Source organism: Rhodanobacter sp. BL-MT-08, from assembly GCF_054161255.1.
Genome location: NZ_CP167872.1, coordinates 2,497,774 through 2,521,859, shown reverse-complemented (window position 1 = coordinate 2,521,859; position 24,086 = coordinate 2,497,774). Strand labels below are relative to the sequence as shown.

Below are 24,086 nucleotides of genomic sequence, written 5' to 3'. Positions count from 1 at the left end.
GAAACCACGTCATGACACGCATGCTCGACGCCTACGGACTCAACCAAGGCAAGGTGTGGGAGGGTTTGCCGGGTACCAACGGTCAACCAGCACTCAAGGCCTATCTCGATTCGGCCGGTGTACCGACGATCGGTTTCGGACACACCAAGAACGTAAAGATTGGCGACGTCATCACGCCGGAGCGCGCCGAACAGGATCTGCAAGACGACTTGGCGCCGACTTGCGCGGCAGTGGAAGATTGCGTCAAGGCGCCGCTGACCAACAACCAGTTTGCAGCGCTGGTGTGGTTCGCATTCAACGTCGGCGTTGGCGCATTCAAGGCTTCGACGCTGGTCAAGAATCTCAACATGACGCCACCGAATTACGATTCGGTGCCCGAGCAGCTGGCTCAGTGGAAGTTCGTTACCGATCCTGCCACCGGCAAAAAGATCGTGTCCAAGGGGTTGGTGAACCGACGTGCGCTGGAAACCACCTTGTGGCTGTTGCCCGATGAGGCCATGAAACCGCTCGAAAGCAGTCCTGCGCTGCCGACTACCGCCACGCTTACACAGTCCGATTTGCGGCAGGTTACGGTGACGACAGCGACGCCGGTGGCTCCCCCAACGTCCGCCTCGCAGACACGCACCGGGCAGGGCGCGCTGGCGGGTATCGTGACTGGCGCCGGCGGCGCCATCATCGAGGGCGCGCAGCAGGCGCAGCACATCACTAACGCGATCGGCGGCGCGCTGTCTGGCAGTGCCACCAGCTCGCAGTGGTTCATGGTGGTGTCGGCGTTGCTGGCCGTCGCCGCCATCGGTTCGTCGGTCTACATCTATTGGCGCACGCATAAGACGATGGCGGGAGCAGGAAAATGACGGCCACCGCCAAACTCTATGCCGTGCTGGCCATCTTGATCGTGCTGGTACTCACCGTCGTTGGTACCGGGTTTTGGGTGCATCACTACGGTGCCGAGCGCTATGCGCAGGGTGTCACCGATGGCCAGAACAAGGTGCTGGCGGACGACGCCAATGCCGCGCAGCAGATCCAAGCCAAACACACCGCCGATGACGCCTTCAGCCTGACGACCACCGGCGACATGCTCGCCAAATTCAACCGCGACTTTCCCGCGCTGGATACCACCGCCAATGAAACCAAGACTCAGATCGTTACGATCTATCGCAATCGGCCTGCTACTGACGTGGCTTGTTCTCGCCCTGCCGGCGTGCAAGCAAGCCTCGACCAGGCCGTCGCCCGTGCCAACGCCGCCGCCGCAGGTCACCTGTGACCAAGTGCCAGCTCTGCCGGTGCTGGCCAACGTGCCGTCACTGAATAGCATGGCTGACTTGCCGCCGATGGATCAGTGGATCACCGACGCCATCACGGCCTACACCAAGGCGGGCGAAGTGGTGTCCGGCTTCCGGACCTGCATAACCAAGCTGCGAGAGCAGGGCGTGATCCAGTAGCTCCCTAGCTCAGTAGACGGTGAGCATGTCGCGCAGCAGCTCGGGCATCGTTTCCGGATACTTTTTGTAGCTAACACCTAATCGGCGCCATTCTTCGTGTACCTCGGCCTCGGTCACTTCGGGCCGCGGTGACACATCAATCAATTCGTCCTGATCGTTGAACGTGTAACGCCAGAATTTTCGGTGCATGAACAGCCCTGCCTTGCAGTAATAGCAAAGCGACCCCTCGCTGCCCATGTCCCAATTCACACGGTTGCAGTTATCGCATGCCGAGCCGGGGCCAAGGATTGATTTGGTGATGTGTCTGCCCATGGCTTTAGCGTATCGTGGCCTTGTCTCAATCATAGAGACCGGCGCATCTAAAGCGCGTTGCTGGTGTCAGTGTTCGCAAGCGGCTGATAATAAAGGATGTAAACGGCCTGCAAAGCCGCGTACGCCGGTTCGATTCCGACCTAGGCCTCCATTGCGTCATGGCTCATAGCAGCCCTGAAAACCCGCCATCGAGCGGGTTTTTTGTTGCCCATCGTTCTTACTGTGTGGGGTCTGGATGGATTGATCCCCGCGCGCTGAACGTTGCATCTTTGATGCACGTTCACCGATCGCCCGACAGCGCGTGGCATGCTTGGTGGTGACTTGAACGAGAAAGGAAACGAATTTGGCACGCGCTAAATACTTGCGGATGGGATGGATGCTGGCCGCCAGCGCAGCAACGATGACTTGCGCCACAGCCTCGGCCGAATCATCTCTACAGCCATGGATGAACGCCTCACTGTCAGCCGATCAGCGCGCCACGCTGGTGTTGAAGGCAATGACCCAGGATGAAAAATTCCGGTTGATCCGTGCGGACTTCGGTCAGCCCAGCGAGGGCAGGGCGATGCCTGTCGGCGCGCTGAACTCGGCTGCCTATGTGCCGGCACTGGCGCGTCTCGGGCTGCCCGCCTTGCAAGAGACCGACGCCGGGCTCGGCGTGGCCAAGGCGGACAAGAGCGGCGGCGCTACATCGCTGCCCAGCGGTTTGGCGACCGCCGCCAGCTTCGATCCGCAGATCGCCTACGCCGGTGGCGCGATGATCGGCAGCGAGGCGCGGAAGAAGGGTTTCAACGTCATGCTGGTCGGCGGCGTCGATCTGGAGCGCGATCCGCGCAACGGCCGCAATTTCGAATACGCCGGTGAAGATCCGCTGCTGGCCGGCACGATCGCGGGCAACGCCGTGCGCGGCGTGCAGGATCAAAAGGTCATCGCCACCGTCAAGCATTACGCGCTCAACGCGCTGGAAACCGGGCGCAATACGCTGAGTTCGCAGATCGACGAGCCGGCCGCGCGCGATGCCGACCTGCTGGCGTTCGAGATCGCCATCGGCATCGGCCACCCCGGTTCAGTGATGTGCGCCTACAACCGCTACAACGCCGTCTACGCCTGCGAAAACGACTGGCTGCTCAACACTGTACTGAAGGGTGACTGGCGTTACCCGGGCTACGTGATGTCCGACTGGGGAGCAGTGCATAGCGCGGGCAAGTCGGCGCTGGCGGGGCTCGATCAGGAATCAGCGGGCGAAGTGTTCGACCCGAAGGTATTTTTCGATCAGCCCCTGCGGGCGGCTATCGCTTCCGGCGAGGTGCCGCAGTCGCGCGTCGACGATATGGTGCGACGGATTCTGCGCAGCATGTTTGCCGCGGGAATCATCGATCATCCCGCCAAAGCAGCGCCGATCGATTTTTCGGCCGATGGCGCGGTTGCGCAGAAGGCGGAAGAGGCGGGCGCAGTGCTTTTGCGCAATCAGCGCGATCTGCTGCCGCTGTCGCCGTCGCTGAAGTCGATTGCCGTGATTGGTGGGCATGCCGACAAGGGCGTGCTCAGCGGTGGCGGCTCGTCGGTGGTGTATCCGCCCGCCGGTAACGCCGTGCCCGGCCTGCCGCCGGACGGCTGGCCAGGGCCGCGCGTCTATCAACCGTCCGCGCCGGTCGCGGCGATAGCGCGCCGCGTGCCGGGCAAGGTGCAGTTCAACGACGGACGCGATGTGGCGGCAGCCGTGCAGCTGGCCGCGCATGCCGAGGTGGCCGTGGTGTTCGTCGAGCAGTGGGATGCGGAGTCGTTCGATCGGCCCGACATGACGCTACCGGATAACCAGGACGCCCTGGTTGAGGCCGTTGCCAAGGCCAACCCGCACACTGTCGTGGTGCTGGAAAACAACGGTCCGGTAAAGATGCCGTGGCTCGATCAAACCGGCGCCGTGCTGGAGTCGTGGTATCCCGGTGCGCGCGGCGGCGAGGCGATTGCCCGACTGCTGTTTGGCGAAGCGGCGCCGTCGGGGCGGCTGCCGATGACCTGGCCGAAAGATGACTCGCAACTGCCGCGGCCGCAGATTCCAGGCGCGGGGCTGGCCTCGATCGGCTTGCCGCCGCAGGGACAGCCGGCCGATACGGTCGACTACCGCATCGAAGGAGCCGACGTCGGCTATCGATGGTTTCAGAAGAAAAATATCGAGCCGCTGTTTCCGTTCGGCTATGGGCTGAGCTATACGCGCTTCGGCTATCACAGGCTGCAGGCGAAGTGGGCGGATGGCAAGTTGGTGGTTGCTTTCGACGTCAGCAATCGAGGCTCTCGCGACGGTACCGATGTGCCGCAGATCTACGTCACGCTTCCCGGCGAAAACCACACGCGGCGCCTGGCTGGATGGCGTCGAGTCACCTTGAAAAAGGGCGCGACGCAGCATGTGGAAATCACCGCCGATCCGTGGATTCTCGTGGCTTTCAACAGCCAGCAAAAAAACTGGCAGCGTCCGGCTGGCAGCTATCGTGTCCAGCTGGGACACTCGGCCACGTCGTTCCACGGCGAAACCAGCGTCGAGCTACCTGCGGCGAGCTTCAGCGTCCGTCGCTCCCGCGCATCGCCTTGATCATAATACCCATGCCGATCAAGCCCATCACCAGCCCGATGCCGGCGCCCCACAGTGCGCCGTGCTGGCCGTCGACCAGATAACCGACGCCAAAGCCGATGAGAAAAAAGAGCGGTACGGGTAGGCAGCCCATGTGAGTTTCCTGAAAGCAACGTGCGCGGAAAAATAGCGCGTGCCAGGTGAAATATCGGTGCTCGATAGCCGGTTGCGGTGGCATCGGCAGCGCCCCTCGTAGCATGATGCGGCATCTTTGATTCGGGATCGGGGTCGACCATGGACGCAGCGGAAAAATCTGGCGTGTCGTCGGCCAGCCAACAGGACAACGGGCTTATCGACGAACAGCGCATGGCCGATGGACTCGCGCTGCGGCTTCGTCGCTGGCCGCTGGCCGACGCCAAACGCGCGGTGCTGATCGTGCATGGTCTGGGTGAGCACAGCGGTCGCTACGTCCACGTGGCAGCATGGTCCCGTCAGCGGGGTTTCGACGTGCTCAGCTACGACCAGCGCGGACACGGTGAAACGCCGGGGCCGCGCGGCGCGCTGAAGCACGAAGACGATCTGCTGAACGATCTCACGGCCGTCTATAACGAGTACGCGACCAAGCATGCCCGTGCGCCGCTTCTTCTCGGTCACAGCATGGGCGGGCTGGTCGCCGCGCGCACGGTGCTGGATGGCCGGATCAAACCCGGCGCGATGATGCTGACGTCGCCGGCATTGCGCAGCTGGTCGGGTGCCGGCATGCGCAAGCTGGCCCACGTGCTGGCGTCGCTGCTGCCGAATCTGCCGCTGAGCAACGGTCTGAAGGTCGACAACCTTTCGCACGACTCCGCAGTTATCGAGGCCTACCGCAACGACCCGCTGGTCTTCAGCCAGATCACGCCGCGCCTGGCCAACTTCATCTTGAGCGCCGGTGAGGCCAGCATCGCCGATGCCGGCAAGCTGCCCGTGCCGACCCTGTTGCTGGTTGCCGGCGCGGACAAGCTGGTCGACCCCGCCGGCAGTACCGCGTTTGCCAGCGCGGCCGCGTCAACTGGCCAGCTCACCACCCGCCATTTCGCGGCGCTGTATCACGAGCTGATGAACGAAGCGGAGCCGGCTCGCACTCAGGTGATGAAGCAAATGGGCGACTGGCTGGACCGCCTGCCGGACTGACCGGAAGGCATCGCGACGGTTACAGCCGATCTGCCCACGGCGATCGGTCGTTGCGCAATGCACAAAGTGGCCGCTAGTATCGAATCGACCGGCGAGAGGGCAAGTCGATGGCCTATACCGCGGCCGTGGGTTCAACGAACTATCGCTTTGACGATCTGCGCGCGCTGATGGCGCGCGCGTCGCCGCGTCGCTCGGGCGATGAATTAGCCGGCCTCGCGGCGGGGAGTGAGGAGGAGCGTGTCGCCGCCCGCTTTGCGCTGGCCGAGCTGCCGCTGAAAACGTTTCTCGATCGCGCCATGGTGCCGTACGAGAGCGACGAGGTGACGCGGCTGATCGTCGATACGCACGATGCTGCCGCGTTCGCCACTGTCGCGCACTTAACCGTTGGCGAGTTTCGCGACTGGCTGCTTTCATACGAGGCCGATGCCGCAGCTCTCACCCAGCTAGCAACAGGGCTCACGCCCGAAATGGTGGCGGCCGTTTCCAAGCTGATGCGTAATGCCGATCTCATCGCGGTAGCTGCCAAGTGTCGCGTGGTCACCGCGTTTCGCAGCACGATCGGTCTGCCCGGCACGCTCGCCAGTCGGCTGCAGCCCAATCACCCTACCGACGACCCGGCCGGCATTGCGGCGGCGGTGTTAGACGGTTTGCTATTCGGCATGGGCGACGCGGTGATCGGCATCAACCCCGCCGGTGACAGCCTGTCCGATTGCATCACCTTGCTGAAGCTGCTGGACGATCTGCGCCAGCGCTTCGATATTCCGATGCAGTCTTGCGTGCTGTCGCATGTCACCACGTCGATACAGGCGATCGAGCGCGGTGCGCCGCTGGATCTGGTGTTTCAGTCGGTGGCGGGCACCGAAGGTGCGAATACCGGCTTTGGCGTCAACCTTTCGCTGCTGCGCGAGGCGCACGATGCGGTGCGCTCGCTCAAGCGCGGCAGCGTCGGGCAGCAGGCGATGTATTTCGAAACAGGGCAGGGCAGCGCGCTGTCCGCGGGCCAGCATCACGGCGTCGATCAGCAGACTCTGGAGGTGCGCGCCTATGCGGTGGCGCGCGCGTTCGATCCGCTGCTGGTCAATACCGTAGTCGGCTTTATCGGCCCGGAGTATCTCTACGACGCCAAGCAGATCATTCGCGCGGGGCTGGAGGATCACTGCTGCGGCAAGCTGCTGGGCCTTCCGATGGGCGTCGACGTCTGTTACACCAATCACGCCGAAGCCGATCAGGACGACATGGATGTGCTGATGCATCTGCTGGCCAACGCCGGCGTCAATTTTTTGATCGCGGTGCCGGGCGCGGACGATGTGATGCTGAATTATCAAAGCCTGTCGTTTCACGATGTGCTCGGCCTACGCCATGCGCGCGGTTTGAAGCCGGCACCGGAATTCGAGCGCTGGCTGGCGCAAATGGGCATGCTCGATAGCCATGGACGTTTGCCGCCGCCGCAGCCGGGCGGCGTGCCGCTGCGGCGACTGCTCGGAGCGCCGTCCGCATGAGTGAGGAGCGCGCCATCGACGAATCTGCCGTTGACGGACGCGTGGTCGACGATCCGGCGCGCGATCCGTTTGCGCGCCTGCGTCAGTTCACCCGCGCGCGCATCGGGCTGGGCCGCACCGGCGATGCGCTGCCGACCAAAGAACTGCTGAAATTTCAGGCCGCCGCGAGCCAGGCGCGCGATGCGGTGCACGCGGCGCTGGACGTCCCTGCGCTGCGCAAGGCGCTGGCGCCACGCGAATGCATTGAGGTCGGTAGTCGCGCCACCGATCGCCAGACTTATCTCCTGTGGCCGGACTGGGGCCGCGAATTGGGCAGCGGTGAGGCCCAACTCGATGCCGCGCGCGCCGACTACGATCTGGTCTTTGTCATTGCTGACGGCTTGTCCGCGTGTGCGGCGATGCATCACTCGGTCGCGATGCTGGACGCTTGCAGGGCGCGCCTGGAGGACTGGACTATCGCGCCGATCGTGCTGGCGACGCAGGCGCGCGTGGGCCTGGGTGATGCGATTGCGCAGCGGCTCGGCGCGCGCATGGTGGCGGTGCTGATCGGCGAACGGCCGGGTCTCAGCGTGGCCGATAGTTTAGGCGTCTATCTGACCTGGGCGCCGGAGCCGGGGCAGGCCGATTCGCTGCGCAACTGCATCTCGAATATCCATGCCGACGGACTCAGCTACGAACGCGCGGCCACGCTGCTGGCGTGGCTGGCCCAGGAAGCGCGCCAGCGCAAGCTGACGGGTACCGCACTCAAACCTGATCTTTCATCACAGGCGAGCATCTCGGATGAACACAGCAGCAGGCTTGAAGAAAACACTTAGCGGTTTTCATCTCTGGGGCATTGCCGTGGGGCTGGTGATCTCCGGCGAATATTTCGGCTGGAGCTACGGCTGGGCCAGCGCGGGGACGCTGGGCTTCCTGGTCACCGCGGTGTTTATCACCGTGATGTATGTCACCTTCATCTTCAGCTATACCGAGCTGACCACGATGATTCCCTCGGCCGGCGGTCCGTTTGCCTACAGCTATCGGGCGTTCGGCCCCTGGGGCGGGCTGGTGGCCGGCTTCGCTACTGTGATCGAGTTCGTCTTTGCGCCGCCGGCCATCGCGCTATCGATCGGCGCGTATCTCAACGTCCAGTTTCCCGCGCTGGAACCGAAGCTGGTCGCCGTTGGCGCGTACGTGGTTTTCATGGCGCTGAACATTGCCGGCGTGACCATTGCGGCCACGTTTGAACTCATTGTTACTCTGCTGGCTATCGTCGAACTGCTGGTATTCATGGGCGTGGTCGCGCCGGGTTTTGCCTGGCAGCACTTCACGGCCAACGGCTGGGCCGGGCAGGCGACGCTCGACGGCAAGGCGCTGGGTGGTATCGTCGCCGCGATTCCGTTTGCGATCTGGTTCTATCTGGCGATCGAAGGTGCCGCGATGGCGGCTGAAGAGGTGCGTGATCCGCGGCGCACCGTGCCGATCGCCTATATCGCCGGTATCGGCACGCTGGCGGTACTGGCGTTCGGCGTGATGCTGCTTGCCGGCGGCGTGGGCGACTGGCGCGCCCTAGCTAACATCAACGATCCGCTGCCGCAGGCCATGCGCGTGGTGGTCGGCAGCCACAGCGGCTGGCTGCATATGCTGGTCGCGATCGGACTGTTCGGACTGATCGCGTCGTTCCACGGCATCATCATGGGTTATTCGCGGCAGATCTTTGCGCTGGCGCGCGCGGGCTTTCTGCCCACCATTCTGGCGCAGCTGGGCGCGCGTCGACGCACGCCGCACTGGGCGATCCTGGTCGGTGGCGTGATCGGCGTGGCGGCGATCTACTCCGATCGCTGGGTGCAGATCGGCGGTCAGCCGCTGACGGCCAACATCGTCACGCTGTCGGTCTTCGGTGCGGTGGTGCTGTATCTGATCTCGATGCTGGCGCTGCTGCGTTTGCGGCGCACCGAACCGGCGCTGGAACGGCCGTTTCGTGCGCCGTGCTATCCGTGGTTCCCCTTTATCGCGCTGGCGACGGCGCTGATCTGTCTGCTCACCATGGTGTTCTACAACGCCGTACTGTTTGCGATCTTTCTGGGGTTGTTTGTGCTGGCTGCCGCGTACTACCAACTCGTGGTGCGCCCGCGGATCGCGCGCGGGCAGCCTGGCGACTTCACCGGCCGCCGCTAATTGTCTTGGCGCGGCGAAACCGTCACGCTTGCAGGCATTGATCGTCACTCTGGTCCGCAATGACAATCACCAAATTCTGGGCGATTTGCCGCGTCGTCATCAACGTATTGGTGGCGCTGGTCGCTTTTTTCTCTGGCCTCTGGGGCGCCATGGCGCTGTGGTTTCAGCTGCCGGGTAGCGCCGTGGTGCGTGCGATCGGCAGCGCGCTGTGGGCCATCCTCATCGTTTCGCTGTTTGCATTCGCGATAAGCCGCCGAAGCTGGCTGCCGCTGCTCCTTTACGCGCTGGCCTTCGTGGCGTTGCTGGCGTGGTGGTCGACCATCGCGCCCTCCAATAACCGCGTGTGGGCAGATGACGTGGCGCAGTTGATGAGCGGCACCGTCGACGGCAGCAAGGTCACCTTGAACAACGTGCGCAACTTCACCTGGCGCACCGAGGAGGATCACGACATCCGCTGGGAGACGCGCAGCTACGATCTCGATCACATCGCCTCCGCCGATGCCGTGCTGTCGTACTGGGGCAGCAGGGAGATTTCCCACGCGATGATTTCGTTCGGCTTTGACGACGGTCGCCACGTGGTGTTTTCCGTCGAGATCCGCAAGAAGCGCGGCCAGCAGTATTCGGCCATCGGCGGCTTCTTCAAACGCTTCGACATGATCCTCACGGCGGCCGACGAGCGCGACATCATCGCCGTGCGTACCAACGTGCGCGGGGAAGACGACTACCTGTTTCCGCTGAAGATGAGCAGGCAGGTGATGCGCGAGCTGTTTCTGTCTTACGTCCATGCCGCCAACGAGCTGGTCAAGACGCCGGCGTTCTACAACACGCTGACCTCCAACTGCACCACCATCGTCTACCGGATGGCCAAGCGGCTGGACCCGGGTTTGCCGTACGACGTACGCCTACTGATTACCGGCTACCTGCCGGAATATCTCTACGAGATCGGCGCGCTGGATCAAAGCGTATCGGTGCAGGAACTGCGTCGTCGCGGCCGCGTCACCGACCGGGCCAGGGCCAGCTTGCCGACCGACGACTTTTCGAAGGCGATCCGCGTCGGGTTGGGCGGGCCCTAGTTTTTGCTTGCGCGCTGGCGACGTCAGGCGGCAACGCGCCGGCGGTCCAACGCGAACGAACAGAGCAGCACGCCGATACCGATAATGGCAAGACCCAACCCTACCCAGCCGGTGGACGTCCATCCGAAGCCCGCTGCAATGGCGACGCCTCCGAGCCACGCGCCGAGCGCATTGGCGATATTGAAAGCGCTGTGGTTCAAGGCCGCAGCCAGCGATTGCGCATCGCCAGCCACGTCCATCAGTCGCGCCTGAAAACTCACCGTGACCATCGTGCAGATGCCGATCAGAAACAGCACGACGACCATGGCGGGCGCCGAGTGCGCCACAAAGACCAGGATGGTCAGCATTAGCGCGGTGAAAGCGTACATGCCGATCATCGTGCCCTTGAGCCAGCGGTCGGCCAGCTTGCCGCAGACGACGCTGCCCACCACCATGCCGATGCCGATCAGGCTCAGCATCAGCGGAACGCGCGTCAGCGGCAGATGCGTCACCTCGGTCAGCAGCGGCGTGATGTAGCTGTATACGGCGAAGACGCCGCCAAAGCCGACTGCCGCCGCCAGTAGGGTCAGCCACACCTGGACGCGCTTCAACGCACCCAGTTCGGTCAGCGCGCTGGCGTTCTTGTCGGCTTTTACTGCCGGCACAAAAACGTAAATCATGGCGGCGGTAAGAAAGGCGATCACCGCCACCGCCAAGAACGTCGAGCGCCAGCCGAACGTCTCGCCCAGCCAGGTCGCTGCCGGCACGCCGAGCACGTTGGCCACGCTCAGTCCCATGATCACCTTGCCGATCGCTTCGCCGCGCTTCGCCGGCGGCACCATCGCGGCGGCGACCAGCGAGGCCACGCCGAAATACGCGCCGTGCGGCAGGCCGGCCACGAAGCGCGAAACAAGCACTGCCGCGTAGCTGTGAAAAATCGTCGTCGCAAAATTGCCCAAGGCATAGAGCAGCATCAGGCCTACGAGCAGCGCCTTGCGCGGCGTCTTCGCCATCAGAATCGTGATGGCCGGTGCGCCAACCACTACCCCGAGCGCATATGCGGTTATCAGGTGTCCCGCCTGCGGCACGGATACGCCGAGATCCCGCGAGATTTCGGGCAGCACACCCATCGCGGCGAACTCGGCCGTGCCGATCGCCAGTCCGCCCAGCGCCAGCGCTATTTCAGCAATGCCAACCCCATGCGGAGCAACGGCGCGAATGCCGGATTCGGTGGAAGCGTGGGATGACATGCGCATGTGTCCTTGAAAGCAGAGCGTCGCCAAATGCCGGGCTATGGGACCGCCCTGATCAACTTTATATTTTATCCAGCTGTAGCGGCATTCCAGCGTGTGTCGGACCGACGTTATTGTCTACTGCGCCTTACGATATTTTCGTCCTTAGCGTCAAATGCGGCGCGTCCGCCATTTGCGCAGCTGCCATCCGGCCATGTTCATTCAAGCTCCGGCTTTGTCGCAGCCACGATCAACGGCGCGCCTGCAGTTAAACATGATCGCCGTCGCGCGGTTGAAGCGGTGCGCGAGCGAGCGGCGGCGTAATCTCATATCGACTCGGCCAGCTTCCCTGCGCGTGTTGCCCTATTGCGCGCGGTTGGATCCGCTCAGGACATTTGCGCGGTCAGCCAGAAAGATCGGCGCGCAGGAACTCCCTCACCAGCAGGCTGTCCATCGGTTGGCAGCGCCAAAGGAATGCCCAGGGTGAGATCAGAACAAAAGTCCGCCATCGATAGGCGTGAATCCAGTCGGCGGGTCGCTGTATGGGTCGCGGTCATCGCCTGCCATCTGGGTTTTCTGATGCTGTTTTTTCCGCCCGCCATCGACCACTCCGATACGAACCGGATGGCGAAGACTAAGCGGCTCGCGCTGCAGCTTCGCTTTGTCACCTTGCCGCGCCTCATCCCGATGCCGGTGGCTTCTTCCAGCGCTCAAGCGTCCAGGAGTCCACGCTATCGGACGATTGCACGGATACGACGAATGGCCGTGCCGACGGTTCACACCATTGTTAGCGATTCGCCTTCACCGGCGGCAACGCCGGCGATTTCACCGCTATCCATCCCAGCGCAAGCGCCAAACCAAAGCGACCCAAATGCCGATGGCGGGTTTGGGAAACGGCTGCGTGAAGCGCAACATGGCTCCGCTACTCACGGCATACCGGGTTCCGATAAAGCCCTTGTCTCGGGCATCGAATTCGTCAATCCCATGGACCAGGGGGTCGGCGCGGTGGCGCGCCAGGCGCAGCGCCTGTTCGGTATCAAAAGCCGTCAATGCATCGATGTCGAGGCGTGGCGAACACTGACAACGCAGGAGCTGCTTGCGCGGCATATCTCGCCCGATGACGTGAACCGTGAAGATGAAAAATATCAGTGCAACGCGCCGCCGGGGCTGCATTTCTAGACAGGCAGTTGCACCGACGCTGATGTATCGGTGCAATGAAGGTATGGTTGCGTGCAACCGCCTCGGCCGGTGCGCGGATCACCCATGGACGTTTGGGAGCAGTCATGAGTTCAGCGACAACGTTTGTCGAGGCGCGCGATTTGCTTTTGCGCCATCGCGTCGATTACGACCGTGCCCATGACGAGTTCCGCTGGCCTGAGCTCGGCGATTTCAACTGGGCGCTGGACTACTTCGACGTGATGGCTCGCGGCAACGAACAGACCGCGCTATGGATCGTTGATGCGGCAGATCACGAGGGCTGCCGATTTTCATTCGCGCAGATGGCCGAACGCTCCGCACGCGTCGCCAATTTTTTGCGTGAGTTGGGCGTAGGGAGGGGTGATCGGTTGCTGCTGATGCTGGGCAATCAGGTCGAGCTGTGGGATGTGATGCTGGCCGCGATGAAGCTCGGCGCCGTCGTGCTGCCGGCATCGACGCAGCTTTCCACCGCCGACATCGCCGATCGCATCAGCGTCGGCGCCGTTCGATATGTCGTAGTCGGTAGTGCGGAGGCGCACAAGTTTGACGCGATCGATGCAACGCTGGGGCGGATTTCGGTCGGCGATCCGCGCGATGGCTGGATCGATTTGCAGCAGGGTTATGCATCCTCGGCGGTCTTCGTTGCGGATGCGCCGACCCGAGCCACCGATCCGATGCTGCTGTATTTCACCTCCGGTACCACGTCCAAGCCGAAGCTGGTGGCGCACACGCATCAGAGTTATCCGGTCGGCCATCTGTCGACCATGTACTGGATTGGCCTGCAGCCGGGTGACGTCCACTGGAACATCAGTTCGCCCGGATGGGCCAAGCATGCGTGGAGCTGCTTCTTCGCACCGTGGAATGCGCGGGCCTGCGTGTTCGTTTTCAACTTTGCGCGTTTTGTGCCGAAAGATGTGCTCGAGGTGCTGGTGCGCTGCCAGGTCACCACCTTGTGCGCGCCGCCGACGGTCTGGCGCATGCTGGTGCAGGAACCGCTTGCGTCCTATCCAGTGCGGCTTCGCGAAATCGTCGGTGCCGGTGAGCCGCTGAATGCCGAGATCATCGAACGGGTTCGGCAGGCGTGGAGCATCAACATACGTGACGGCTTCGGCCAAACCGAAACCACCTGCGTGATCGGCAATTCGCCCGGGCAGCCACTCGTGCCGGGATCGATGGGACGTCCATTACCCGGTTATCGCGTCGCCCTGGTCGATGCCAACGGACAGCTGGCCGATGAAGGTGAAATCGCGCTGCCGCTCGAAGCGCGCCCACTCGGACTGATGGCCGGCTATGCCAACGATGTGCAGGCCACCGCGCACGCGATGCGCGGTGGTTACTACCGCACCTCCGATATCGCCATACGCCGTGACGATGGCTACTACGTTTACGTCGGGCGCGCTGACGACGTCTTCAAATCGTCCGACTATCGGCTCAGTCCGTTCGAGCTCGAGAGTGTCTTGATCGAACACGAGGCTATCGCTGAAGCGGCCGTCGTGCCCAGCGCCGACGCGCTGCGTTTGACCGTACCCAAAGCGTTTGTCACCGTGCGGCTGGGCTTCGAGGCGAGTCCGGAACTCGCGCGCAGCGTGTTCCGCTTCTCGCGCGAAAAGCTGGCGCCGTACAAACGCATTCGCCGCCTGCAGTTCAGCGAGCTGCCCAAGACCATCTCCGGAAAAATCCGCCGTGTCGAACTGCGTCAACAGGAACTGGCGCGCACCGGCGATCCCGAACGTCTGTCCGACGAGTATTGGGAGGACGATTTCCCCGACCTGCGCTGACGGCATCCGAAATGGCTTGTGCCTCCTCGCTCGCCCTGTGCAGTTAGGGAAATGAAGCGACGTACTACTCGCGCTTCTCGGGTTGAATCATCACCCCGACCACGGCGCCCGAGACGCGATTGATCGCCAGCACCCGAACATGCACCTTGTCGTTCAACACCGGCCCCTTAGACCCATAAGGCCGCGGCACCACCACGTCCACGCCGCACTCGAGCCGCGCGAGCCATCCATTATGAGTTGACGAACTGAGAACACCGGCGTGGATCTGCCCTGACGCCAACTCTTTCGGCACTTCTTGTTTGATGGCTGACACCGTTTTGGTCTGATGGTTGATGCGCCAGTATGACGAGAATCCGGCGCCATAGCAGTTTTGCCGGTTTCTTTCTCATGGCCGGACGAGTGATCTCTCCAATTCTCTCTTCATCGGGCGTTGATGCGACTGGCGCTTATGCTGCGAGAGGGAATCTCAAGAGGGCTGCGCCATGAGCGACAAAAACGATCCAAGCAAGGTTAACCAGAGCAATCCCAAGCCAGGCAACAAAGGCGCTGCCGGTGTAGACGGTGAAGTGGGGGGAGAGGGACGCGATCCCGCGTCAGGCTCTGGTGGCAGCGGTGGCGACGACAGCAGTCGCACATCTGCGCATGACGAAGATGGCAAGCCGAAACGCCATTGACGCGCTATATGTCGCTCGCGGGTGGCAAGAGTCTCCATGAAAGTCGCTTCCTGCGTGTAACGGGTTTGGTCGTTCCGTGGCCGAGTTGGCGCATCGCCCGACGAATCTGCGTTTCAGGTGTCTTTGTGAAGCGCGCGGCCAGAAATAACCAGGGCCTCTTCTCGCGTCAGTCCGAGAATTTGCAGGCACATGGTTGAGGTTCGTTGATCAAGCGGCCCAAGGTCATTGCCTTCGGAAAGCAAGGCCTCCGTCTGCGTTTCCGTCTGCTCAAGAATTGCCAGACGCGCCGCGATCGCGGTAAGGACCGTGCCGCCCACCGCGAGAAAGCACATGGTGCTATCCGCAGCGCCGAAGCGGCCGCTGGAGACGCCGTTCTGAATATCGCGCAGAAGTCGGCGACCTAGTCCGCGCGTCAGCGCCTGTGTTGAAAGTCCTTCGCGCAGTAAAAAGCGTCCCCATACGGCGTCGTCGGACGCGCGGTTTACGGTGTGTCTGATCGAAGCCGCAATGATTTCTGCAGGATCTTCAAAGCTGGTAAGCGACTCTTCCAACACGTTGGCAAAGTCTTCAAAGAACTTGTCGATCAGGGCGATATAGATCGCTTCCTTCGACTCGAAGTGATTGTAAAAAGATCCAAAACCGACGTCCGCCCTGTCTGTGATCTCGTTGATCGCGACACCTTCCATGCCTTTTCGTGACATCAGCTTCAGCGCGGCATCGAGCAGGCGCTCGCGCGTCTGAAGCTTGCGTCGGACGCCCCGCGCCGGCCCAGCACCTGTATCAGCACTCGCCGTCAAGGCGACTTTCACGGCTGATGTATCCCGCTTCTTTTTTACCTTAGCTGCGGGCTCTTTCAAGGCATCGGTAGGAAATTTGGTCATTTTCGTAGCATACGGTAACAGTCATTATTGACATATTCATCAGTTATGACAAAAATGTACAAAATAAGAGGAGATAGTGTTGCAGCCACTTGCTCAACAGACCGCCGGGAAAGAAGCGGACGCAGCCAACGCAGCGGTGTTGTCAGTCTCCGCCCAGCCGTGCGCAGCAGTCGATGTGCTGATCGTCGGCTGCGGACCGGTGGGAGCGACGCTCGGGGTGCTGCTCGGCGACCTGGGTGTTTCTGTCCGGGTAATCGATTCAGCACAGATGATCCACGAAGCGCCGCGAGCCATCGCACTGGACAACGAGGCACTGCGCATCCTGCAGCAAGCCGGTATCGGTGAAACCGATTTCGAGCGCATCGCCATTCCGCAGGTGCGCATGCGCTCGCCGATGTTCGGTGTATTTGCCCGAATCGACACCACCGGCACGCTTGATGGGCATCCCAAATTGGTGACGTTCTATCAGCCTGACCTGGAGCGTGCCCTGCGTCGCCGGTTGGCATCGCAAAAAACCGTCCAGATGACGCTGGGTATCGCCCTGACGGATCTGCAGCAGGATGCCGATGGCGTCAACGTCTCGCTGGTTGACGGCAACGGTCTGCCCAGCTGGCTGCGCGCGCGCTATGTGATCGGCGCCGACGGCGCAGGTTCAATCGTGCGCAAGCTCATCGGTCAGGATTTTCATGGCCGCAGTTTCGGCGAAGACTGGCTGATCATCGATGCGCTGGACGTGCCGCATCCGATTGATCACGTCGAATTTGTCTGTGATCCAAAGCGTCCAACGCCGCACATGGTGGCGCCCGGCGGTCGCGAACGCTGGGAGTTCATGCTCAAGCCGGGCGAATCGGCGGAGATGATGACCGACGACGCGCGCATCCACGCGTTGCTTGCTGACTGGGGTTGCCCGCCCGAGGTAAAAATCGAGCGCAAGGCGGTCTACCGGTTTCACGCGAGGGTTGTGGATCGCTTCCAGATGGGCCGGGTTTTTCTGGTGGGCGATGCGGCACACATCACGCCGCCGTTTGCGGGACAAGGGCTGGTGGCCGGGCTTCGCGACTGCGCCAACCTGGCGTGGAAACTGGCTTGGGTGCTGCGCGGCCACGCCGCTGAAGTGGCGCTGGAAAGCTACAACACCGAACGCCGCCCGCACGCTCGCGCGATGATTGCGCTGGCGCGCATGATGGGCAGGCTGGTGATGCCGATGAACGCGGTGACCGCGTTTTTCACTCACGGCGGCATGCGCATCGCACGACTGTTTCCGGGCCTTCGACGGCAGCTGGAAGACCAGAGCGCGAAGCCGAAAAACAGTTTTTCCAAAGGCCTGTTCGTTCGCGGTAAAAAGCGCAGCGGCCTGCATCGCGGTGGGCTGTTGCCGCAGGGCTGGGTGCGCGCCGCCGATGGCCGCATCGAGCTCAGCGACGAAGCGCTGGGCAATGCACTGACCTTGATCGGCTTCGGCATCGACATCGTTCTTGATCAGGAAATCGCGGCAGCCTTTGCTGCAGCTGGCGGCCAGGTGGTGCAGATCTGCCACCGCGGCCAGGCGCTGCATCTTTCCGCGCATGATGCGGTGTGGGAGGACATCGATGGCAGCTTTCTGTCGAAGGTGGTGCCCGTCGGCTGGGTTGCTGTCGTACGTCCCGATCGTATCGTTCTCAATGACGGTCCGGCCAATGACGCCAACCGGCTGGTGCGCGAATCGCTACGAATACTTGGCAGCCCGGATCCGCTGGCGGCGCCGTCGTTCCAGCCCATCACCCTCTGAACCGCGGACCGAGCCGGAAATCAGCATGACGACGCTTACCCTCACCACGCCCCAACCAGCGCGTCACCCGCAGCCGACGGTCAAGGCGACGGCACTTGCTTACCTGATGTTCGAACGAAGCGATCTGGCACTGGTCGAGCGTTTTCTGGACGACTTCGGCTTGCACGTGGTCTCTCGTGATAAGACAAAGCTCTTCGCACGCGGTACGGCGCCGACGCCGTTTTGCTACGTTGCGCTGAAGTCCGAGCACGACGGTTTTCTCGGCCTGGGTTTGCAAGTCGGCAGCCGAGATGACCTGTTGAAACTTGCTGCCCTGCCGGGCGCATCGCCGATCGAAGGCGTTGACTGGCCCGGCGGCGGTGAACGGGTACGTTTGGTCGATCCCTCAGGATTTCGGGTAGATGCGGTGTTCGGTGGCAGCAAGGTCAACGATTTCGGACACCGAAAGCCATTGCCGCTCAATTACGCCGAGGCACGCCCCCGCATCAACAGAGCGCAGCGGCCACCGGTGGCGCCGCCAGACGTCATACGACTGGGGCACGCGGTACTCGAAGTAGGGCAGTTTCAGGCAACCTGTGCCTGGTACACGCGGCACTTCGGGTTCATTCCAAGCGATGTGCAGGTGCTCCCGGATGGCTCGCCGGCGGTGACCTTCATGCGGCTCGATCTGGGCGATACCCCGGCCGATCATCACACGCTGGCGCTGGCGCAGGGCGTGCTGCCGCTCTACAGCCACAGCGCCTACGAGGTGGTTGACGCCGATGCCGTGGGCATGGGCCAGCGCGTCTTGCGCGAGCGTGGCTGGAAACATGCCTGGGGCATGGGTCGACACATGCTGGGCAGCCAGATCTTCGACTATTGGCACGATCCGTTCGGCGACAAGCACGAGCACTACACCGACGGCGATCTGATGACGTCGGCTGTGCCGATGGGTGTGCATCCGGTCTCGCGTGAGGCCATGTCACAGTGGGGGCCGCTGATGCCGGGGAGCTTTACGCGACCGAAACTGACACCCGCGGGCCTGCTGCGGATGCTGGCTGCGATCCGCCGCACGCCCGACCTGAGCTTTGCCAAGGTCGTGACGCTGGCGCGCCTTTTCGCCTAGATCACCCATCGCACCGATCCAGATCTTCCTACCGAATACCTGCGGAGAGTTTCAATGGCCGTTCACGTCATCCATTACAAATACGAAGGTCGCGCGCAGTGGGGCGTGATAGCCGGTCATGCCATCACGCCCATCCCGGGCGATTACGTCACCACCGGCGATTTCATCCGGGCGCACAGCGCTGAAACACTATCCGGATTGAGTGGTGAATCGATCGCTGAAAACGCTGTCGAGCTGCTTTCGCCGCTTACCGGCAATCATCAATTTGTTTGTCAGGGCGCCAACTACCGTCAGCACATGATCGAGTCCGGCATGAATCCGGACGTCAAGACCTACAACATGATTTTCACCAAGGCGACCAGCTGCATCGTCGCGGCCAACGCCGATCTGGTACGGCCCAGACAGGTTAATTTTCTCGATTACGAGATCGAGTTGGGCCTGATTCTGCGGCGCGCCATTACCGGACCGGTGAAGGTCACGGACGCCAACCTGCACGAGTACGTGGCTGGCGCAGTCATCGTCAACGATTACTCCGCGCGCGACATACAGATTCCGCAGACGCAGTTCTACAAGGGCAAGAGCTTTCGCAGCTTTGGCCCCATCGGTCCGTATCTGTGCCTGTTGAGCACAGCGGAAATTCCGCTGCTGAAAACGCTCCATTTGAAGCTCACCGTCAATGGCGAGGTGCGTCAGCAGGACAGCACAAGCAACCTGGTTTATGGTCCGGCAGAAACGCTGACGGAATTGTCCGGCGTGCAGGATTTGTACGTTGGCGACCTGCTGTCCACCGGCACGCCGGCCGGCTGCGCGCTCCGCGTGCCATCGCCGGCAAAGCAGAAGCTCGGCGCGCTGCTGCCGGAAAAGAAGAAGTGGGAAATTTTTCTCAAAGTACAGTCGCGTCGCACGCAGTATCTGAAGCCCGGCGACATCGTTGAAGCACACATTGGCACGGCCGATGGCGCGATCGATCTGGGCACGCAGCGCAATCGCGTGGTGATGGGCGAATGATGGGCGTAGCGCGTACGGCGCTTGTCACCGGCTGTTCCACCGGCATTGGTCGCGCCGTCGCGCTGGCGCTGCACGCGCGTGGTCTGGTGGTTTACGCCACGGCGCGCAAACTGGACAGCATTGCCGCGCTGCATGACGCAGGCTTGCGAACCGCTGCGCTGGATGTCGATTCCGAGGCCAGTATCCAGGCGCTGCTGCAGCGACTGGAACAGGATGGGGCCTCGGTCGATTTGCTGGTCAACAACGCAGGCTTCGGCGCGATGGGCCCGCTGGCGGAATTGCCGATTGCGCAATTGCAGCGTCAGTTCCAGACGAATGTCTTTTCGCTGATGGCCGTGACGCAGGCACTGCTGCCGCCGATGTTTGCCGGGGGCGGCGGCTGCATTGTCAACATCGGCAGCGTGTCGGGCGTGACCGCCACGCCGTTTTCGGGCGCCTACTGCGCATCGAAGGCGGCCGTGCATTCGTTGTCCGACGCTTTACGCATGGAGCTGGCGCCCTTCGGCATTCGCGTGGTCACCGTGCAACCCGGCGCCATCCAGTCGACATTCGGCACAACGGCAACCGCGGCGCTGAATGCGACGTCCGACGGCCGGCCCTCGCGCTACGCCGCTTTGAGCAACGCGATCGCTGACCGCGCCAGCGCCTCGCAAGGCGGCGCCATGCCGGCTGACCTATTTGCGCAGCAGCTGGTGAATGCGGTGCTATCCGACAAACCGCCTTCGATCCTACGCATTGGCAAGCACAGCCGCACCTTGCCCGCCCTGGCTCAGCTGCCATTGCGCGCGCGCGACGCGCTGCTGTCGCGACGCTTTGGTCTCGATCGTCTGCGTCGGCATTAGACGATGTGCTTGCTGGCGTACGTCGTCTGATGCGCCGTTTAATGAGCGTCTTTCACTCCCCCAAGGACCACCACATCATGCAGCCAACTGCCAGGCCAAGCGGCAAAGTCGCGGTCATCAGCGGCGGCTCTTCCGGCATCGGCCGCGCCTTCGTCGAACAACTGCACGCGCAGGGATATACGGTTGTTACCTGTGGTCGCGATGCAGCGAAGCTGGAAAAACTGGCGAGAGATTTTCCCGGTGTCGAGGCTGGCGTTTGCGATGTCAGCGATACGGCCGCGTTACGCGCTTTCGCCAAGGACGTCGTAGGGCGTCACCCGAAGATCGATCTGCTGATCAGCAACGCCGGCGGGCTGCGCGAACTGGACTTTACTCGCGATGACATTGCCGATCAGGATCCGACCGAAGAAATACGCAGCAACCTTGCCGGCGCCATCGAGTGGACGGCTGCATTCTTACCAGCCGTACGACGCGCATCACCTTCCGCCATCGTACTGGTGACTTCTGGCTATGCGATGGCGGCATCTACCCGCGGCCCCGTTTACTCCGCCGCCAAATACGGTTTGCGTGGATTCGCCAAGGCTTTGCGCCGGCAACTTGCAAGTCATCGTGTGACGGTGACCGAAGTGCTTCCGCCATTGGTGGATACGCCAGCGGTTGCCCATTTGTCCGGCACTAAGTTGTCTGCAACCAGCGTTGCTGAGCTGGCGCTGGCTGCCGTCAGCAAAGGGAAACCCGAAGTGCGTCCAGGTGCCGTTCGCTGGCTGCCACTGGGTCTGCGCATTGCGCCCAGGCTGGTCGAAAACATGGTCGCAAAAAGTTAGGAAACGTATCGCCTCAATGCGTCTCGCCTTGAGACAGAGGCCGTCTTGAAAACGACCGATAAATAAAAAGCTCGCATTGCCGTGAGCTTTTTCTTTAGTTCCCGTGATTGGTGCCCGGAGCGGGGGTCGAACCCGCAAGACCGTGAGGTCGAGGGATTTTAAGTCCCTTGCGTCTACCAGTTTCGCCATCCGGGCGGGTGATGCGTTTTAGGCGCTGCGCCAGGGGCGGCAGGCAGTGCGAATCGTAGCATGCGTGAACGCGTCGGCCGAGGCTGACGCTTCGTTGCCAACCTTCAGAGCAGGCTTTTGAAGATGTGAATGCCGGCGGTGTATTCGCCGATGATGGTGCCGAGGCTGACCAGGAAAAAGTTCAGCAGGGTGCGGGCGACGCGGTTTTTCCACCAGCCGCTCCAGTGGCCGATATCGTCGCGCAAGGTGTCGAAGTCGACCACGCGCGGGCGCCGCACCCACGCTTCGGCCATGGCGCTGACGCCGCCGGAAGGAATACCGGGTCGAAACGGCTTGATCGGTCCAGCGATGGCGGCGGCGAGAATGCTCAGCGGGTGACCGCCGGCGATCAGCGCGCCGAGTGCGGAGAAGCCCGCGGTGTACAGCACCCAGTCGCGCAGCGCCTGCGCGCCCAGCGCCGCGTTGCGATGGAAGGCATAGGCGATGGCGGCGAACACGGCCAGCACCAGGATCACGGCCACCCACTTCGGCCAGCGCGCCTTGGGCGGCGTGCTGGCGAGCGCGGCGACGACGGTGGCCGGATCTTCCTGCTGGTCGCGCAGCAATCCGGTTAGTCCCTTGAGATGGCCGGCGCCGATAACGACGAGCACGCGGCGTGCTTCGGTGGTCGCCGAGCGCGTGGCTTCTTCACGCAGCCGCGCGGCCATGAAGGCGTCGCGCTCGCCGATCAGGCTTTGGTAGAGCGGCTTGGATTCGCTGGCGAATTCGCTGAAGGCGCTCTCCAGCAGGTCGCCCTGTTTCAGCTTTTCGATTTCTTCCTGCTCGATCGCCTCGCGTTCGAACACGCTGGCCAGCAGGCCGCCGAGCAGGCCGAAGCGCTGCCAGAAGCCGACGCTGTGCCAGGCGCGCTTCAGCGTGGTGCCCACTTCGCGATCGACCAGCCACAGCGGCAGGCCGCGTCGATCCGCGCCGTCCATCGCCGCTTTCATTTCGGCGCCGGGCTGGATGCCGGACTGATCGGCCAGGCGCTTCTGGAACGTGGAAAGCACCAGGCTGGCGGCGACCATGCCGGCCTTGCCCTGGCGAATGACCTTGAACAGGTCCATCTGCTTGAACGCTTCGGGATCGCGCATGCTCTGCGCGCGGCTGTCGCACAGTTCGATCGCGACGGCGTCGAAGGGCTCGTTTGCCAGCAGCGCATCCACCGCATCCACACTGACCTTCGACACGTGCGCGGTGCCCAGCACCACGTATTCCACGCCGTCGCGCTGCACGCGTTCGATCGGCTGGCCTTGCAGTTCGGGGAGCAGGGCGCTGTCGGTTTCGGGAGAACGGGTTTCGGGAAAACTCATGCGATCAGCGCGCCGGTCGTGGGGTCAGGGCAGTCATGGGGATGACCGTAGCAGGGAACAAGCAAGGCCAACGTGTGGCTCAATCGCGAAAGCGCTTGAGCAGGTCGCCATACGCGTCGATGCGGCGATCGCGCAGGAACGGCCAGATGCGCCGCACGTGCTCGCTGCGCGCGAGATCGACATCGACCACGAGCAGGGCACGGCCCTGCGTTTCGGCCTGCGCCAGAAACTCGCCCTGCGGGCCGGCGACAAAACTGCTGCCCCAGAAGGTGATGCCGTCACCGACGTTGGACGGATCAGACTCGTGGCCGATGCGGTTGCACGCCAGCAGCGGTAGACCGTTGGCTACCGCATGGCCGCGCTGCACGGTGATCCAGGCATCGCGCTGGCGATCCTTTTCGGCCTGGTCGTCGTTCGGGTCCCAGCCGATGGCGGTGGGATAGAGCAACAGGTCGGCGCCGGCCAGCGCCATCAGGCGCGCGGCTTCGGGGTACCACTGATCCCAGCACACCAGCACACCGAGTTTGCCGACCGAGGTGGCGATCGGCTCGAAACCGAGATCACCCGGCGTGAAGTAGAACTTTTCGTAGAAGGCCGGATCGTCGGGGATGTGCATCTTGCGATACTTGCCGGCGATCGCCGCCGAGCGATCGAACACCACGGCGGTGTTGTGATACAGGCCGGTGGCGCGCTTTTCGAACAGCGATGCCACGATCACCAGCTGCAGCTCCTCGGCCAGCTTGCCGATGCGCTCGGTGCCGGGGCCGGGAATGGTTTCGGCCTGATCGAATTCTTCCACCGATTCGCGCTGGCAAAAATACGGCCCGTTGTGCAGCTCCTGCAGCACCACCAGCTCGACGCCCGCCGCCGCGGCCTCGCGCAGACCGGCCTCGATCGCGTCGAGATTCGCCTCGCGGCTGCCGCGATGGGCGTCTTGCAGCAGGGCGACCTTCAGGGTCTTGCGGGTCATGGGCTTAATCCTCGGGCGACAGATTTTTGCGTGGCTAGCCGTGAAGTTTAGCCGATGCGGTAAGCCTC

25 protein-coding genes and 1 tRNA gene are annotated in these 24,086 nt (G+C 62.7%); 17 read left to right on the top strand and 9 right to left on the bottom strand.

Features of this window, described 5'->3' with window-relative positions:
• Positions 1–11: 11 nt before the first annotated feature.
• From ACDK93_RS11045 to ACDK93_RS11035, 3 genes are read left to right on the top strand one after another with little or no spacing between them, the layout of a single operon-like run.
• Positions 12–854 (top strand): lysozyme, encoded by an 843-nt coding sequence (locus ACDK93_RS11045; RefSeq protein WP_458068619.1) that lies wholly within the window; start codon positions 12–14, stop codon positions 852–854.
• Complete coding sequence (locus ACDK93_RS11040; protein WP_458068618.1) at positions 851–1,264, top strand: hypothetical protein; 414 nt, start codon at positions 851–853, stop codon at positions 1,262–1,264. The genes ACDK93_RS11045 and ACDK93_RS11040 overlap by 4 nt, the downstream gene beginning before the upstream one ends.
• A 49-nt stretch (positions 1,265–1,313) precedes the next feature.
• Positions 1,314–1,442 (top strand): hypothetical protein, encoded by a 129-nt coding sequence (locus tag ACDK93_RS11035; RefSeq protein ID WP_458068616.1) that lies wholly within the window; start codon positions 1,314–1,316, stop codon positions 1,440–1,442.
• A gap of 9 nt (positions 1,443–1,451) precedes the next feature.
• On the opposite strand, the gene ACDK93_RS11030 is transcribed toward ACDK93_RS11035, so the two are convergent.
• Positions 1,452–1,631 (bottom strand): hypothetical protein, encoded by a 180-nt coding sequence (locus tag ACDK93_RS11030; RefSeq protein WP_458068615.1) that lies wholly within the window; start codon positions 1,629–1,631, stop codon positions 1,452–1,454.
• 279 nt (positions 1,632–1,910) lie between these two features.
• A complete protein-coding gene (locus ACDK93_RS11025; protein WP_458068614.1) occupies positions 1,911–2,168 on the bottom strand; it encodes a hypothetical protein in 258 nt (85 codons plus the stop codon).
• On the opposite strand from ACDK93_RS11025, the gene ACDK93_RS11020 reads away from it, so the two are divergent.
• Positions 2,155–4,338 carry a beta-glucosidase gene (locus ACDK93_RS11020; RefSeq protein ID WP_458068613.1) on the top strand — a complete coding sequence of 728 codons (2,184 nt, stop codon included), beginning with the start codon at positions 2,155–2,157 and terminating at the stop codon, positions 4,336–4,338. The two genes, ACDK93_RS11025 and ACDK93_RS11020, sit on opposite strands and share 14 nt — an antisense overlap.
• On the opposite strand, the gene ACDK93_RS11015 is transcribed toward ACDK93_RS11020, so the two are convergent.
• The gene (locus ACDK93_RS11015; protein WP_458068611.1) at positions 4,307–4,471 is read right to left on the bottom strand and encodes a hypothetical protein; all 165 of its coding nucleotides are present in this window, start codon (positions 4,469–4,471) and stop codon (positions 4,307–4,309) included. The genes ACDK93_RS11020 and ACDK93_RS11015 overlap by 32 nt on opposite strands.
• A gap of 140 nt (positions 4,472–4,611) precedes the next feature.
• Between ACDK93_RS11015 and ACDK93_RS11010 the strand changes: the two genes are divergently transcribed.
• The 5 genes from ACDK93_RS11010 to ACDK93_RS10990 all read left to right on the top strand — a co-directional run bounded on the left by ACDK93_RS11010 (position 4,612) and on the right by ACDK93_RS10990 (position 10,219).
• Entirely contained in the window at positions 4,612–5,490 is an 879-nt protein-coding gene (locus ACDK93_RS11010) for an alpha/beta hydrolase (protein WP_458068609.1), read from the top strand.
• A gap of 107 nt (positions 5,491–5,597) precedes the next feature.
• A complete protein-coding gene (locus tag ACDK93_RS11005; RefSeq protein WP_458068608.1) occupies positions 5,598–6,989 on the top strand; it encodes an ethanolamine ammonia-lyase subunit EutB in 1,392 nt (463 codons plus the stop codon).
• Positions 6,986–7,804, top strand: coding sequence for an ethanolamine ammonia-lyase subunit EutC (gene eutC / locus ACDK93_RS11000; protein ID WP_458068607.1), 819 nt, complete (start codon positions 6,986–6,988; stop codon positions 7,802–7,804). Before ACDK93_RS11005 ends, eutC begins: the two co-directional genes overlap by 4 nt.
• On the top strand, positions 7,788–9,146 hold the full coding sequence (gene eat, locus ACDK93_RS10995; protein ID WP_458068606.1) for an ethanolamine permease: 1,359 nt from the start codon (positions 7,788–7,790) through the stop codon (positions 9,144–9,146). Before eutC ends, eat begins: the two co-directional genes overlap by 17 nt.
• 59 nt (positions 9,147–9,205) lie before the next feature.
• Positions 9,206–10,219, top strand: a complete 1,014-nt coding sequence (locus ACDK93_RS10990) for an Lnb N-terminal periplasmic domain-containing protein (protein WP_458068605.1) — start codon at positions 9,206–9,208, stop codon at positions 10,217–10,219.
• Positions 10,220–10,242: 23 nt separating this feature from the next.
• Here ACDK93_RS10990 and ACDK93_RS10985 read toward each other — a convergent pair whose 3' ends face one another.
• Positions 10,243–11,448, bottom strand: coding sequence for an MFS transporter (locus ACDK93_RS10985; protein ID WP_458068604.1), 1,206 nt, complete (start codon positions 11,446–11,448; stop codon positions 10,243–10,245).
• A 465-nt stretch (positions 11,449–11,913) separates the two neighbouring features.
• On the opposite strand from ACDK93_RS10985, the gene ACDK93_RS10980 reads away from it, so the two are divergent.
• Together ACDK93_RS10980 and ACDK93_RS10975 are read left to right on the top strand one after the other, a co-directional pair.
• A complete protein-coding gene (locus ACDK93_RS10980) occupies positions 11,914–12,609 on the top strand; it encodes a hypothetical protein (protein WP_458068603.1) in 696 nt (231 codons plus the stop codon).
• A gap of 104 nt (positions 12,610–12,713) precedes the next feature.
• Complete coding sequence (locus ACDK93_RS10975) at positions 12,714–14,405, top strand: AMP-binding protein (protein ID WP_458068602.1); 1,692 nt, start codon at positions 12,714–12,716, stop codon at positions 14,403–14,405.
• A 64-nt stretch (positions 14,406–14,469) separates the two neighbouring features.
• Here the strand turns inward: ACDK93_RS10975 and ACDK93_RS10970 are convergent, their stop codons facing one another.
• The gene (locus tag ACDK93_RS10970) at positions 14,470–14,718 is read right to left on the bottom strand and encodes a hypothetical protein (RefSeq protein ID WP_458068601.1); all 249 of its coding nucleotides are present in this window, start codon (positions 14,716–14,718) and stop codon (positions 14,470–14,472) included.
• A 169-nt stretch (positions 14,719–14,887) separates the two neighbouring features.
• On the opposite strand from ACDK93_RS10970, the gene ACDK93_RS10965 reads away from it, so the two are divergent.
• Complete coding sequence (locus ACDK93_RS10965; RefSeq protein WP_458068600.1) at positions 14,888–15,079, top strand: hypothetical protein; 192 nt, start codon at positions 14,888–14,890, stop codon at positions 15,077–15,079.
• A gap of 113 nt (positions 15,080–15,192) precedes the next feature.
• Here the strand turns inward: ACDK93_RS10965 and ACDK93_RS10960 are convergent, their stop codons facing one another.
• Positions 15,193–15,960, bottom strand: a complete 768-nt coding sequence (locus ACDK93_RS10960) for a TetR/AcrR family transcriptional regulator (protein ID WP_458068598.1) — start codon at positions 15,958–15,960, stop codon at positions 15,193–15,195.
• A gap of 79 nt (positions 15,961–16,039) precedes the next feature.
• On the opposite strand from ACDK93_RS10960, the gene ACDK93_RS10955 reads away from it, so the two are divergent.
• Genes ACDK93_RS10955 through ACDK93_RS10935 form a run of 5 tightly spaced genes read left to right on the top strand, consistent with a single transcriptional unit; the run spans position 16,040 to position 21,507 of the window.
• Positions 16,040–17,728: a bifunctional 3-(3-hydroxy-phenyl)propionate/3-hydroxycinnamic acid hydroxylase gene (locus ACDK93_RS10955; protein ID WP_458068596.1), complete on the top strand. Its 1,689-nt coding sequence runs from the start codon at positions 16,040–16,042 to the stop codon at positions 17,726–17,728.
• Positions 17,729–17,753: 25 nt separating this feature from the next.
• Complete coding sequence (locus ACDK93_RS10950) at positions 17,754–18,833, top strand: VOC family protein (protein WP_458068595.1); 1,080 nt, start codon at positions 17,754–17,756, stop codon at positions 18,831–18,833.
• A 54-nt stretch (positions 18,834–18,887) separates the two neighbouring features.
• On the top strand, positions 18,888–19,841 hold the full coding sequence (locus tag ACDK93_RS10945) for a fumarylacetoacetate hydrolase family protein (RefSeq protein ID WP_458068593.1): 954 nt from the start codon (positions 18,888–18,890) through the stop codon (positions 19,839–19,841).
• The gene (locus ACDK93_RS10940) at positions 19,841–20,683 is read left to right on the top strand and encodes an SDR family oxidoreductase (protein WP_458068592.1); all 843 of its coding nucleotides are present in this window, start codon (positions 19,841–19,843) and stop codon (positions 20,681–20,683) included. The genes ACDK93_RS10945 and ACDK93_RS10940 overlap by 1 nt, the downstream gene beginning before the upstream one ends.
• Before the next feature lie 5 nt (positions 20,684–20,688).
• Positions 20,689–21,507, top strand: a complete 819-nt coding sequence (locus ACDK93_RS10935) for an SDR family NAD(P)-dependent oxidoreductase (protein WP_458068590.1) — start codon at positions 20,689–20,691, stop codon at positions 21,505–21,507.
• A gap of 108 nt (positions 21,508–21,615) precedes the next feature.
• On the opposite strand, the gene ACDK93_RS10930 is transcribed toward ACDK93_RS10935, so the two are convergent.
• The 3 genes from ACDK93_RS10930 to ACDK93_RS10920 form a co-directional block, all read right to left on the bottom strand.
• Positions 21,616–21,702 (bottom strand) — tRNA-Leu (locus ACDK93_RS10930).
• A gap of 98 nt (positions 21,703–21,800) precedes the next feature.
• Positions 21,801–23,048, bottom strand: a complete 1,248-nt coding sequence (locus tag ACDK93_RS10925) for a TraB/GumN family protein (RefSeq protein WP_458068588.1) — start codon at positions 23,046–23,048, stop codon at positions 21,801–21,803.
• 79 nt (positions 23,049–23,127) lie between these two features.
• Positions 23,128–24,018, bottom strand: a complete 891-nt coding sequence (locus tag ACDK93_RS10920) for a carbon-nitrogen hydrolase (RefSeq protein ID WP_458068587.1) — start codon at positions 24,016–24,018, stop codon at positions 23,128–23,130.
• Positions 24,019–24,086: the final 68 nt, after the last annotated feature.

What these genes read in the sequence shown, in the direction of transcription:
- ACDK93_RS11045 (WP_458068619.1), top strand. Translation starts at nt 12, where the DNA reads ATGACACGCATGCTCGACGCCTACGGACTCAACCAAGGCAAGGTGTGG.
- ACDK93_RS11040 (WP_458068618.1), top strand. Translation starts at nt 851, where the DNA reads ATGACGGCCACCGCCAAACTCTATGCCGTGCTGGCCATCTTGATCGTG.
- ACDK93_RS11035 (WP_458068616.1), top strand. Translation starts at nt 1,314, where the DNA reads ATGGCTGACTTGCCGCCGATGGATCAGTGGATCACCGACGCCATCACG.
- ACDK93_RS11030 (WP_458068615.1), bottom strand. Translation starts at nt 1,631, where the DNA reads ATGCACCGAAAATTCTGGCGTTACACGTTCAACGATCAGGACGAATTG.
- ACDK93_RS11020 (WP_458068613.1), top strand. Translation starts at nt 2,155, where the DNA reads ATGACTTGCGCCACAGCCTCGGCCGAATCATCTCTACAGCCATGGATG.
- ACDK93_RS11015 (WP_458068611.1), bottom strand. Translation starts at nt 4,471, where the DNA reads ATGGGCTGCCTACCCGTACCGCTCTTTTTTCTCATCGGCTTTGGCGTC.
- ACDK93_RS11010 (WP_458068609.1), top strand. Translation starts at nt 4,612, where the DNA reads ATGGACGCAGCGGAAAAATCTGGCGTGTCGTCGGCCAGCCAACAGGAC.
- ACDK93_RS11005 (WP_458068608.1), top strand. Translation starts at nt 5,598, where the DNA reads ATGGCCTATACCGCGGCCGTGGGTTCAACGAACTATCGCTTTGACGAT.
- eutC (WP_458068607.1), top strand. Translation starts at nt 6,986, where the DNA reads ATGAGTGAGGAGCGCGCCATCGACGAATCTGCCGTTGACGGACGCGTG.
- ACDK93_RS10990 (WP_458068605.1), top strand. Translation starts at nt 9,206, where the DNA reads ATGACAATCACCAAATTCTGGGCGATTTGCCGCGTCGTCATCAACGTA.
- ACDK93_RS10985 (WP_458068604.1), bottom strand. Translation starts at nt 11,448, where the DNA reads ATGTCATCCCACGCTTCCACCGAATCCGGCATTCGCGCCGTTGCTCCG.
- ACDK93_RS10975 (WP_458068602.1), top strand. Translation starts at nt 12,714, where the DNA reads ATGAGTTCAGCGACAACGTTTGTCGAGGCGCGCGATTTGCTTTTGCGC.
- ACDK93_RS10965 (WP_458068600.1), top strand. Translation starts at nt 14,888, where the DNA reads ATGAGCGACAAAAACGATCCAAGCAAGGTTAACCAGAGCAATCCCAAG.
- ACDK93_RS10960 (WP_458068598.1), bottom strand. Translation starts at nt 15,960, where the DNA reads ATGACCAAATTTCCTACCGATGCCTTGAAAGAGCCCGCAGCTAAGGTA.
- ACDK93_RS10950 (WP_458068595.1), top strand. Translation starts at nt 17,754, where the DNA reads ATGACGACGCTTACCCTCACCACGCCCCAACCAGCGCGTCACCCGCAG.
- ACDK93_RS10945 (WP_458068593.1), top strand. Translation starts at nt 18,888, where the DNA reads ATGGCCGTTCACGTCATCCATTACAAATACGAAGGTCGCGCGCAGTGG.
- ACDK93_RS10940 (WP_458068592.1), top strand. Translation starts at nt 19,841, where the DNA reads ATGGGCGTAGCGCGTACGGCGCTTGTCACCGGCTGTTCCACCGGCATT.
- ACDK93_RS10925 (WP_458068588.1), bottom strand. Translation starts at nt 23,048, where the DNA reads ATGAGTTTTCCCGAAACCCGTTCTCCCGAAACCGACAGCGCCCTGCTC.
- ACDK93_RS10920 (WP_458068587.1), bottom strand. Translation starts at nt 24,018, where the DNA reads ATGACCCGCAAGACCCTGAAGGTCGCCCTGCTGCAAGACGCCCATCGC.